The organism is Pseudoxanthomonas sp. SE1, from assembly GCF_029542205.1.
In the GTDB taxonomy this organism is placed as follows: Bacteria; Pseudomonadota; Gammaproteobacteria; order Xanthomonadales; family Xanthomonadaceae; genus Pseudoxanthomonas_A.
Genome location: NZ_CP113783.1, coordinates 658,758 through 671,869, shown reverse-complemented (window position 1 = coordinate 671,869; position 13,112 = coordinate 658,758). Strand labels below are relative to the sequence as shown.

At 68.9% G+C, this 13,112-nt stretch carries 2 protein-coding genes; both read right to left on the bottom strand.

Features of this window, described 5'->3' with window-relative positions; genetic code table 11:
• Positions 1-4 precede the first annotated feature (4 nt).
• Entirely contained in the window at positions 5-3,415 is a 3,411-nt protein-coding gene (locus OY559_RS02995) for a hypothetical protein (RefSeq protein ID WP_277728645.1), read from the bottom strand.
• A complete protein-coding gene (locus tag OY559_RS02990) occupies positions 3,412-12,828 on the bottom strand; it encodes an SdrD B-like domain-containing protein (RefSeq protein WP_277728644.1) in 9,417 nt (3,138 codons plus the stop codon). The genes OY559_RS02995 and OY559_RS02990 overlap by 4 nt, the downstream gene beginning before the upstream one ends.
• Between the last annotated feature and the right edge of the window lie 284 nt (positions 12,829-13,112).

Sequence of the window (13,112 nt, the reverse complement as noted above, 5' to 3'; positions counted from 1 at the left end):
TTCCTCAGCGCACCGGGTCGCGGTAGCGGACGTCGTCTCTACGGAAAAGGTCTTCGTCGAACTTGAAGCGCAGGCGGATGAACGCGCCCTGCTGCGTGTACTCGTAACCGGTCAGGTCCTCGTCGCCGCGGAAGCCGGTGGCGTTGTAGCCCGCCGACAGCCAGAGGTTCTGCCGCAGCAGGCGCCCTACTTCCACGCCGAACGCATACTGGTTGGCGCCGTCCTGGCCGCGGAACGCGGAACCCAGCACGCCGATGTCCCAGTTCTCGGTGATGTCGTAGACCACGCGGCCGGACACCAGCACCGCGTTGAAATCGTCATCGACGCGCCCGGTGTCGGCATAGAAGAAGCTGTCCTGCTGCCACTTCGCGGCCACGCGGCCGGTCAGCCACCACGGCCGCGACGGATGCCAGTCGGCATGCGCCGAGACGATGTGCGCGCTGGTGCGGATGTCCTGGCCCGTGTCCGAACCGAAGCCCGAACCGTCCATGCCGCTCTCGTCCTTCTCCAGCTTGTACTCGTAGCGGGCCAGCGCGTTGACGCGATTGGTGTCCGTGTCGCGGTACGCCGCGCCGATCTGGAAGCGGTCCTGCAGCACGTCGCCGCGCGCGTCGTACTCGGTGCGCAGCAGGTAGTTGCGGGCCAGCAGCGTCCAGTCGCGGCTCAGCTTGCGGGCCGCCAGGAACTGCAGCAGCGTGGTGTTGTAGCCCTCGTTGGTCGGCGTGCCGGCCACGTCGTCGGAGATGCGGTGCTCCACGCGCATGCTGCCGCGCCACATCGGATTGGCCGTGTAGTCCATTGCGACGCCGATGCCGGTCGAATCGCCGACGTTGCCGGAGATCACGTTGGTATGTTCCAACGACGTATCCAAGCGCAGGCCCTCGCGCAGGTCCCAGCGGTTGCGGATGCCCGACGCGGCCTGGATGTCGCGGCCCGCGATGGCATCACGCAGCCGGTACTCCGAGAACAGCTGCGTATCCTTGATGAAGCTGGTATCCACGCCCAGCGCGAGCGTGTCCGCCTCGCGGCCATCCTGGGTCAGACCATTCACGCCGCTGATGCCGGTCTGTTTTTCGTAGCGGCCATACACGCGGCTGCGTTCGCGCAGCTGGTAGTCCATACCGAGCGCCACACGGTTGCGGTCCTCGCCATGGATGTCCTGCTCCACTTCGCCACCCAGGCTGAAACGGTCGCTGGCGCGATAGCCCACGCCGATGCGCAGCATGTCCGAGGACAGTTCGGTGCCCACCGGCAGGCCGCTGGCCACGTCGTTCGGATTGCCGCTGCTGATGATCGGCAGGCCGGTCAACGGATCCAACGGTTGCTGGCCATAGCCGAGCGCACCACCGCCCGACCCCGTGGCGTAGCCGCCCGACAGTCCGCCGATGTTGCCGTAGCCGCTGCTGGTGGCCCACGTGTAATAGGCGCCGACCGTCTCGCGGATTGCGCGGTAGCCGAAGTCCAGCGTCAGCTTGTCGGTCAGCTTCACCCGCGTGCCCGCACTCGCGGCGTTGCGTTCGCCGCCGTCGGGATTGCGGTCTTCGCTGCGCAGCCCTTCGGCATACAGCTCGAACCGGTCGTTGAGACGCCAGCGCGTGGTCAGGCTGTACTCGCCGCGGCCGCCGTACAGCGGCGAAGCGGGATTGTTGAACTCCGGATCGGACTGGCCGGCGAACAGCTTCAGGTCCACGTCCTCGCTGGCGTGTCCCAGCTCCACCCGCCACGCGTTGCCCTCCACCAGCCCGCTGAGGCCCTGCAGCGCGGGCGTGCCGTACTGGTTGACCGAGTTGGTATTCACTTCGCTGCGCGTGCGCGCGGCTTCGGCCACCAGCCACGTGTTCGCGCCCAGGCGGTAGCCGATGTTTGCGCTGCCCATCTCGAAGGCGGCGAAGGGGTTGCGATCGTCGACGTAGGAGCCGCCGATTTCGCCCTTCTCGCCCACGCGCAGCTGCGCATCCGCGCCCAGCACCAGGAACTTCTCGGTTCCCTGGTCCAGTTCGTAGGTGATCCGCAGCGAAACCGGGTTGAGGTCGCTGTCGAACGACGGCAGGAAGCTGTTGAGCAGGATGCGGCCGGAGAACGGCTCGAAGCTGTAGTCCACCAGCCGCCCCAGCGGACGCACCGAGACGATGCGCGAAGGCTGGTTGCGGTCGCGCACGACCACTTCCACGCGCTCGCTGCCTTCCAGTACCGCATTGTTGCGCAGGCCGTAAGGACCGCTGCCGGAGGCGGGCAGTTCCTCGATCACCTGGCGCAGCGAATCCTCGATGGCGAAGACATTGCCGCGCACGCGTGCATTCTCGAAGTGCCAGCCCAGGCCGGTGGCGGTGCGGTTGTAGGTGCCCAGCACGCGCGGCGCTGCGCGGGTGCCGGCATCAACACCGGTCTGCGTCGCGAGGTTGTCGCCGGTCTGGAAATCGCCATACAGCAGGTAGCTGCGGCCCTTGTCCACGCGCACGTACAGGCGTTCGGCCGAACGCGCATCGAAGCCGCGCAGCGAGGCGTCGCCGTATACGGGGTAGAACTCTTCCGGCTGGATGTCGCGCAGCAGGCGGGCACGCACTTCCTTGTCGGAATCGTAGGCCGCGGTGAGCAGGTATTCACCCTTGATGGTGCCCTTGGCGAAGAACGCCGCGCGCGCCGCGCCATTCGCCTTGCCGCTGTTGAACTGCTTTTCCCAGCGACGGATCTCGCGCTCGAAGCCGTCGCCGCGCTGCGTCCCGTTGATCAGCCCGTCACCGTTGCGACGGAAGTTGATCACGCCTTCGATCAGGCCCGTGGCGATCATCTCGCGCATTTCCGGCACGAAGCCGACCACGCCCTCGGCGCTGTGCGCGCCCGACGTCACCCGAAGCAGCACGTCCTGCGGATCGTGCGGCGCGAGCAGTTCGAATTCGGCCCTGCCGTCGCGCACGGGAAGCTGCACACCGGGCGTGACCTTGTCGGCATCGAGCCGGCCGGGGCCGAGTTCGTCGGTGCGTCCGTCCGGCAGCTTGATGCGCCCACCGGTGTGCTCGATGGTGGCGAACGCGTCGCCCGCCATCGGCTTGCCGTCGGCATCGAACAGCTGCACCACCACGCGCACCGGCGACTGGCCGTCGGCCGGGACGCCGTCGCGGTCGACCTCGACCACCACGCGGTCGACGCCCGCGTTGACGCGGTAGTCCACATTGCCCGGCTGCGCGTACAGCGGTTGCGACGCGGTGTCCTGCAGCTGCGGGGATTGCGGGAACAGCGGCGTGCCCTGCCCCAGCACGGGCGTGAAGCGCTGGTCCCCGGACACGGTCTGCGCTGTCGCCAGCGTGGGCACGATGGCCAGCGCGAGGGCGAGCGCCAGCGGATGATGGGAGTGACGCGTGACACGCATGGGCTTGGCTTCCGACAGGGATAAGGGGCGGGAGGGAATGCGGCTCATGGCTGCACCTCCTTGCCTTCATCCCCATCCGTGGCGGTCGGCCTCGGCGCGACGATCGGCTGCTGGTTGGCCGAATCGGTGGCCTGCTGCGGCGCGCGCGCCGGCTTGCTGTCGAAGCGCAGCGGTTGCTGGTTGCGTTCGGTCTCCGGCGCGCGGATCTCGCCCTGCGTGCGGCGCGCCTTCACCTGTTCCATCACCGGGTTGGAGCAGCTGCCCTCGATGAAGTCCGCGCGGTGCAGCTCACCGTTCTTCAGGTCGATGAAGAGGCTGTCCGCATCGCCCAGGTTGCGGTTGCTGCTGGTGGTCAGGCGCGAGCCGACCGGCAGCGTCGACGCATCGACCTTCAGGGTGTGGCTCTTCGGCGGCAGGCCGCAATAGCTGTACTTGCCCTCCGAGTCGCTGACCATCCAGGTGCCGTCCTCGAAGTACATGCGTACGCCGGGGATGCCGATCTCTTCGCGGTCCTGCACGTGGTTGACGTTGCAGTCCACGAAGATCTTGCCCAGCACGCAGCCTTCGTCGGTGAACACGCCACCGCTGACGATCACGCGGTACTCGGCCGGATTGGACGGCACCACGCCGCCGTTCGGGTACGGCGCCAGCGTGGTCGGATCCACGCAGCCGCCGTCGATCGAGCAGCCGTAGGCACGCGCACGGTTGATGCCATCGCCCTGCATGCTGCCCACGCCGACGCGCACGCGGTAGCTGAGCGTCTTCTGCGCGCCGACGGCGAGCGGACCGACATCGAACACCAGCGTCGGGCCGGGCTTGCCCAGCGGATTGGCGATGCCCGCACCATCGACACGCGCGGTGCCGTCGATGAAGGTGAACCCGTGCGGCAGGCGGTCGACCACGTTGACCGTGCCCATCGACGCACCCGCCGTCTGGCGGATGGTGATGGTGTAGACCAGGCTGTCGCCCACTTCCACCGTCTTGCGGTCGCCGGTCTTGGTGATGACCAGGCCCGGTGCGACCTGCGGGTCGAGCGGGATGTGGTTGTGCACCGGCGTGGCCACGCCCGAGCCCAGCGTCAGGTCCAGGTAGTAGTGGGTTGCGGTGCCCACCGGCGCCGTCGGCGCGGTGGCGTTGGTCTGCACCGGATACCCCACGCCCGGCGTGGACGGCGGCGACAGCGGCGCGGTTTCCGCCGGGATCATGCCGGACTCGAACGCGTAGCCGGCCGGCGGCTCCACCTCCAGATGGAAGCGGCACGAGGCAGGCGCATCCGGACCCAGCAGGAACTGGTAGAAGCCTTCCACACCGACCGTCATCGACACCGACGTGCCCTGCACGGTGTAACCGCCCAGCGCGGCGTTCAGCACGTGCTGTTCCGGCGTGTAACCCGCGCAGGTGCCTACCGGCGTCAGCGTCACGCGTGAGCCGGGCACCGGCGTGCGCGTGGTCGCGTCGTACACCACGCCACCAGGGTTCAGCGGCAGGCTCTGCTGCGGCAGGTTGGCACCCGGTGCCAGCACCACCGCCAGATGCGTTGAGCCGTTGTCGCTGCTGCGGCACGAACTGGCCGTGCCGTTGGCGACGGCACTGCCCGCATCGCACGGCACCGGCGGACCGGTGACGGTTTCGCCACTGACCGGCAGGCCCCAGACCACGCCCGTCGCCGGGTCGCGGAAACGGATGGCCAGCGGGATGCCCGGCACCTGGTCGGCGATCGAGTACGTACCGTCCGCGCCCGTGGTCGCCGTGCCGACCACCTGGCCGCTGTCGTTCACCACTTCCACCACCCAGCCGGACAGGCGACGGTCGCCGCCGTCGATCAGGCCGAACTCGCTGCCCTGGTCGAACCACACCGTGCCCGACACCGACGCGGACAACTGCACGGCGGTGGGCAGGCGGCACGCGTTCTGCGTGATCGCCGGATCGCACACCGGCAGATCGGCCGGATTGCTTTCGAAGTCGGCGCGCTCATCGGTGGTCGGCGTGCGGAACTCGTTCTCGCCGCCGCCTTCCACCAGCACGGCGTTGTTGACCGGCGAACCGGTCGCCGCCGACGCATCCACGCGGACCTGCGCGACGATGGTATCGGCCAGCGTGGCACCCGCCGCGATTACCGCACTGCTGCTGCAGCGGAAGCGGTTGTCGCCGGACGCGCCGGTGCAGGTCCAGCCATTGCCGGTCGGCGTGGCCGCCAGCGTGAGGCCGGCCGGCAGGCGGTCTTCCACCACGTATTCACCCGCGCTCGGCTGCTGGCCGATGTTGCGCACACGGATGGTGTAGCTGCCCGGGTTGTTGACGGTGAACGTGGTGGGCGTGGCGGTCTTGCTGACCACCAGGTCCGGCGAATCGCCGATCTCGCCGAAGTTGTTGTCGATGGAATCGCCGCCCGGCGGCAGCACGATGCCGCTGATGGCCGACGGCGTGGTGCTCACCGGCGTGGCGACGCCCACCGACGTGCCATCGAGGGTGCCCGGCGTGGTGATGCCGTTGAGGGTCTCCGCCGGCTGGGTGGGCTCGGTCACCGTGTAGGTGCCCGGACGCAGGTCGTCGAAGCGGTAGCGGCCTTCGCTGTCGGTCGTGACGGTGACGTCGACCGTTTCGCCCAGCTCATTGGTGCCGGTCAGCACGACCTGCACGTTGGGGAAGCCGCCTTCGCCGGCATCGATCACGCCGTTGTTGTTGCCGTCGTTGTAGACGCGGCCGGCGATGCTGCCGGAAGGCACTTCACCGAAGTTGTTGCCGCTGGCTTCCTCGCCCACGCCCAGCACGACAGCGCTGATCACCGACGGTGTATTGGTCGGCGGCGTGGCGGTGCCGCCCCCCGTGCCGGGCACGGTGGTGCCGTTGAGCGTGCCGGCCGGCTGGTCGGGCTCGGTGAGGGTGTACGTGCCCGGCGGCAACTCGGTGAAGGCATAACTGCCATCCGGCTGCGTGGTCACGTCGCGGGTGATGGTGTTGCCGGCCAGGTCGATGCCGGTCAGGCGCACGACCACGTTGCCGATGCCCTGCTCGGACGGGTCGATGACGCCGTCGTTGTCGGTGTCTTCCCACACGCGCCCGCTGATCGCGCTGTTCAACGGAATCTCGCCGAACAGGTTGTCGACCGATGCGCTGCCCGGCGTGGTCAGGTCGATGGCGCTGATCGCGCTGGGCACGGTGGTGATCGGTGTGGCGGTGCCGGTCGACGTGCCGCCGACGGTGCCCGCGACGGTCTGGCCGTTGCTGGTGCCGGTGGGCTGCTGCGGCTCGGTCACCGTGTAGGTGCCAGGACGCAGGCCGTCGAAGGCATAGTCGCCGTTCGCATCGGTGGTCGTGGTCACCGACACCGACGCGCCGGTGTCATCGGTGCCGGTCAGGGTGAGGGTCACACCGTCGATGCCGGTTTCGGCCGCGCCCGACTGCACGCCGTCGTTGTCGGCATCGAAGAACACGCGCCCGGACAGCGACACGCCCAGCGTTTCACCGAAGTCGTTCTGCACCGAATCGCCGCCCGCGGGCAGGACGATGCCTGTGATGGCGCTGGGCAGGGTCGCCACGGGCGTGGCGGTGCCGCTGCTGCTGCCGCCGACATTGCCGGCCACCGTGATGCCATTGAGCGTGGTGACACCGCCCACGACAGGCTGCGCCGCCTGCTCGGTCACCGCATAGGTGCCGGCCAGCAGATCCCCGAAGCGGTACGCGCCATTGGCGTCGGTCACGGCGGCGGCGACGGCATTGCCCAGCGCATCCAGCGTGCCGGCAGGCAGGCCGACGCTGACCCCGGCGATGCCGTTCTCACCCGCGTCACGCACGCCGTTGTTGTTGGCATCCAGCCACACACTGCCGGACAGCGATGCGGCCAGTTCGCCGAAGTCGTTGCCGCTGGAACCGGCGGCCGGCAGGTTGGTCAGCGTGATGGTGTTGGACGAGTTCTCCTGCCCATCGGCCAGCCCGGTGGGCTGCGTCTCGACGATGCGGTAGTTCTGGCCCGTGATCGCACCGCCGTAGCTGTAGCCACCGTTCGCATCGGTGGTCAGCGTGACCGGCGGCAGATCGTCGCCGGTGCCGAACACGCCATCCGGGCCGGCGCCTTCGATGACCACGGTGACGCCGGGGATGCCGGGTTCGCCACCGTCCTGGTCGCCGTTGTCGTTGCGGTCCAGATAGACCGTGCCGCTGATGACGGCATTGGCGAGTTCGCCGAACAGGTAACCGGTGGCCGCCTGACCTGCATTGATCGCGATGCCGTCGATCACGTTGGACGTGGTGGCACTGCCCGGCGTGGCGGCGTTGCCCGGCGTGTGCCGGCCATCGATGTAGCCGGTGGGCTGCGTCTCGGTGATCGTGTACGTGGTGCCGGCCTGCGGCGGCAGCAGGTCACGGAACACGTACGCACCGGCCGCGTCGGTCTGCGCGGCGACATTGACCGCATTGCCCAGCACATCGGTGCCGGTCAGCGTCACGGTGACGTTGGCGATCGGATTCTCGCCACCGTCGAAGGCGCCGTTGTTGTTGTTGGCGGCAGTGGTCGAGAAATCCTCGAACACCACGCCGGCGAGCGAACCCAACGTCTCGCCGAAGTCGTTGCCGGCGGAACCGGCCGGAGGCAGGTTGGCGATGTCGATGGCGTTGGTGGGATTTTCGGTGCCGTCGGCATAGCCGGCGGGCTGCGTTTCGCTGACGCGGTAGTCCTGCCCGACCACCAGATCGGTGAACTGGTAGGCGCCGGTGGCATCGGTCTGCACCGTCACCGGTGCCGGATCATCGCCATTGCCGAAAATGCCGTCGGCGCCCGCACCGGTCAGCGTGACGCTGACGCCCTGCAGCCCGCCGTTCGGGCGCGAGTTGACCGTGCCGGCGTCACCGCCGTCGAAGTCGCCGTTGCCATTGCGGTCCACGTAGACGCTGCCGGAAATACCGGCCACGGCGTCTTCGCCGAAGTTGAACACGGAGCCATCGGTACCCGCACCCAGGTCGATGCCGCTGATGCGGTCGGTGGTGGCGGCATCACCCGCCACACCGGTGCCCGGCGTACAGCCTGTGGCGCACGGCGCGCCGCCAACCTGGCCGGGATTCACCGCCGTCGGACGGTTCTGGTAGCTGCCGGTCGGCAGCACTTCGCGCAGCGTGTAGACGATCAGCGGATCCAGATTGCTGAAGCTGTAGGCACCGCTGCCATCCGTCGTGGTCGTCGCGACGACGGCACCACTGCCGGCGTCGAGCAGTTCGACCGTGGCACCGCTGATGGGCGCATCGCCCCCGTCGCGGACGTCGTTGAAGTTGCCGTCGATGTAGACGAAGCCCGACAGCGCCGGGCGGCGCACTTCGGGGAAGTCGTAGCGCACGCCGGCCTGGTCGGCGCCGACCGGGATGGCGGCGATGACCGAGTCGGGCGAACCGGCGCTGTAGGTGCCGCCCAGCGAAGGCTCCGCGCCACCGCTGGTGGGCAGGGCCACGGGACTGTTGACGAAACCGGCAGGCTGCGTCTGCGTCAACGTATAGCCGGCGGCATCGGCCGGCGACAGATCGGTGAAGCTGTAACTGCCATCGGCCGCCGTGACCGTGTTGCGATTGACGGCGTTGCCGTACGCATCGACGCCGGTCAGGGTGATGGTCACACCCGCGATGGCGGGCTCGGTGGCGGCGCCCTGATGGGTGCCTCCGTTGGCGCCGGCGCGGTCACGATCTTCGAACACCACGCCCGCCAGGCTGGAACGCGTGACGCCCAGTGGCACGGTGGTCGTGTTGTTGCCCGGGACCGGATCGACCTGTTCGGTCGCGATGGTCGCGGTGTTGTTGGTGGTACCTCCGGCGGGATACGCATCCCAGCGCGCGGGCACGATGATACGTGCGCGACCGGTGACCGTCATGTCGCCCAGGGTGCAGGTGACGGTGTTGCCCGCCTGGCTGCAGGTGCCCGTACCGACGGGTTGCTCGTCGCCACCCGGATCGGGACCGTCTTTCCGCCAGGTGATCGGGCCGGTGACGATGAGGTTCGCCGGCAGCGTGTCGGTCACCACCGTGCCGGTGCCATTGAGCGGACTGGTACCGGTGCGATCGCGCGAGAGACTCGCGCCCGGACCGTTGTTGACCCCGCCGATCACGTAATAGAACGGTTGCCGCAGCGACACCGAAGCGATGGTCGGCGGCAGCGCCACGGCGGGATCGGGATCCGGTGCCAGCGCGACCATCGTCTTGGTGACGGCCAGATCGGCGCGCGAACGGATCGTCGTGTCCTGGTCCGCGGTGTTGTTGGCGAGGTTGGTGTCGGTCTCCGCCGAGCTGGCGGTGGCCGAGTTCAGCAGCGTATCGCCGGAGGCGCCGGGCGGCGTCTCGTAGGCATAACGCAGGTAGAGCGTGCTGGTCTGGCCGGACGCCACCACACCCGGCAGGTTGGTGGAAAAGCCGATGCCCGGCATCACGCAATCCAGCACCAGCGGCGCACCCGCCGTGGGGTTGCTGCCTGCGGTCACGCTGCAATCCGTGTCGACGAACGGTCCCGTCGTCGACGCGGACACGCCCAGGAAGCGCACGGTACGGCCCGCGAGCGGCGTCAGCGTATCGCTGATGCGCACGTTCGTCGCCACCGACGGTCCGTTGTTGCGCACGGTCACGCGGTACGTGATGGCGTTGTTGGCCGGTGTCAGGGCGTCGTAGCCCAGCGGGTCCACGCCGCCGGTGAAGCCGGTATCCACCTTGTTGGTGATCAGGTCCACGCTGCCGCTGTTGAACGGCAGGCTGGCGCTGCGCTGGTCGTCGCCGGCCGTGGCGTCGGTATTGAAATCGAAGCTGCCGTTGGCATCCGAACCGCTGGCCGGGTCGGGCGTGCCGTCGTTGTTGCGGTCGAAGAAGAAGTCCGCCACGTTGGTGAACACGCGTCCGGTGTTGCCGACGTTGACGTTCGGACGGATCACCACGGTCAGGCTTTCGGTCTGGCCATTGGCCAGCGACAGCGGCGCGCAGGTCAGCGTGACCTGCGCGGTGCCCGCCGTCGGATTGGCATACGACACGCCACCTGCGGCAGGCGCCGTGGTGATGCCGGGACCGGGCGTGGCCGTGCACGCGGCGGTGCCGCCCCCGGTGCGCGTGGCCGACATCAGCACGAAGCCGGCATCGTCAGCGGGCAGCGTGAACACATCGCGGAACACCACGCCCGGCACCGTCGACGGCCCTTGGTTGCGGAACGACATCACGTAGGTCGTGTTGACGCCGGCCTGGCCGGTCGCGCCCGAGGTGATGCTCTTCGCCGTGGTCTGCACGTTGGCCACGCGGTCGATCTGCAGCCAGTCCGACGCGCTGTTGTTGGCCGCGTCGATCTCGCCGACCGACCCCGCCACGGCGGCATCGATGCCCACCCCGGCGGTATTGCAGAACGCATTGGTCGTGGGCACGCCACCACAGGTGCCCGCGCCCAGACCGGCGCTGTCGAACAGCGCGCGCTGCACCGTCAGTACGATGACGGCGCTGGCGCCATTGGCCAGGGCGGTGGTGCCGGAACGGCACACGACCGACGCGCCGGTCGTGCAGGTCCAGCCCGCGGGTGCATTCGCGCTGACGGTGGTGCGGCCGGCCACGAAACCCGGGATCGCATCGTTCACCACGATGCCGGTGGTGCTGTCCGGGCCATCGTTGGTGACGGTGAGCGTGTAGGTCACCGTGTCCTGCGCGGCAGTCAGCACGTTGTCCACATCGCCCGGACCATTGGTCTGCTTGGCGATGCGCAGGTCGGCGCGCTCGTCGGTGGTGCGGGTGCCGGCGCCGCTGCAGTCGTTGCCGGTTTCCGGGTCCTGGTCGATGCCACCGGCCGTCAGCGGTTCGACCGAACCGTTGGAGCCGCCGGTGCACGCGGTGTTGGTCAACGCGCCCGCGGCACGCGCACGGCTGATGATCTGCAGTTGCGGCGAGTTGGTGTTCACCGCCAACGGAAGCGAGCCGGCATTCAGGTCGCAGGTCACGCGCTGCCGCGCGGGCGGCACGGCGTATGGATTGTCGACCGCGCAGGTCCATGGACCCGACGCGGACACGAACTCTTCACCCGCTGCGAGTTCGTCGACCACCTGCACCTGTCCGCTGGCGGCACGCGGCCCCAGGTTGCGCACACGGATCAGCGAGGTCATGCGGCTGTCGGTGTCGGGGCCGATGCCGTCCCACACCGCCACCAGGGCCGGCGACTTGGTCTTGGTCATCGACAGGTCGGCACCGTCGGCCAGCACGGTGAAGGTGACGCTGCCATCGTTGTTGTTCACGCCCAGGACGGGACCGTTCGGATCCGGCGTGGTGGAGGTGATCGTCGCCGTGTTGGTGACGTCGCCGCTGCTGTTGACGCCCGTGGAGGGCACGGTGGCGACGATGGTCAGTGTTTCCACCGCGCCGACCGGCATGGCCGCTGCGCGCGTGCACGTCCGCGTGCCGTTGGCGCCATCGTTGCTGCAGGTCCAGCCACCCGGCTGGGTGCCGCCGGTGATCACGAAGCCCGCCGGCAGCGCGTCGGTGAGGCTGACGTTCTGCGCCACGCTCGGGCCCAGGTTGCGCGCGGTCAGGGTGAAGGTGACGGACTGGCCCGCGATCGCGGGCGCGGGTGCCGCGGACTTGCTCAGGGCCAGGTCGGCACCTGCCGTGATGCTGGTGGTGACGTTGGCATCGTTGTTGCTGGGGTCCGCATCCGGCGTGCCGATGGCTTCCACCGTCGCCGCGTTGATGATGTTGCCGCTGCCGGCGTTCACGCGGGCACGGAAGGTGAAGCTGCTGCTCGATCCCACCGCCAGCGTGCCGGCGTGGGTCGCGGTCATGGTGCCGCTGTTGAACGTCCAGCCAGCGCCATTGAAGCTGCTGGCCACGTACGTCGTCGCCGCCGGCAGCGTGTCAACCACGCGGAAGTGGGTGGATGCGCTCGGGCCGTCGTTGAAGACGGTCAGCGTGTAGGTGATTTCGCTACCGCCCACCACGGGATCCGGCGTGGCGCTCTTGAGCAGGCGCAGGTCGCCAGCGGTGGTCAGCGTGGTGGCTTCGTTGCGCTGGTTGTTGGCGGTGTTGGTGTCGCTGGCGAAGAACGCGTCGCCCGGCGTGAGCGCGGTGATCGGCGTGCCCGCCGGCGGTACCGCGGAACCGAATCCGATGGCGCCCCGCATCGTCACCGTGCCCGGCGCCTGGCCGCCCGTATCGACGCCGAGTTGGAAACTGACGGGCGCGCCCTGCGCCGTCTGCGTGCCCACCAGTTCGCCCACGGCGCACACCACGCGTGCGGGCACGCCGGCATCGGCGCTGCAGAACGCCGGCAGCGTGCCAGCCACGGTGCCGGCAGGCAGGTCGAAGATGACCACGGCGTTGGGCACCGTATCGGCGGCGCCGTTCTCGACCGTGACGTTGTAGACCACCTCGCCACCGGCCGGCGTCGGATCGTAGCCCGTGTCGGAGAGGTCCGTGATCTGCAGATCGGCCGCCAGTGCGGCAGGTGCCAGCAGCCATGTCGCCAGGGTCATCCAGCGCCACGCCCGGCTGCGATTCCGCAGCGACCCCCCTGTCGAACCCGCGCGCGCGCGCGCGCATCCGCCGATCAACGTCGGCTCACCCTGCTTGTTCACTGACTTTCCCCTGTTCCACCTGGCCGGATCGAACCCGGCAAGCCATCAGGACGGCGTTGCCCGCGCCGCGGCGGAAACCGTGACGGGGGGTCGACCCTCGGGATGGCGAGAAGACATCACCGCTCGTGCGGTGCGGCTCCGGTACCGATGCCGGTATCGGAAGTGCGCGAAGTCTCTAGTGC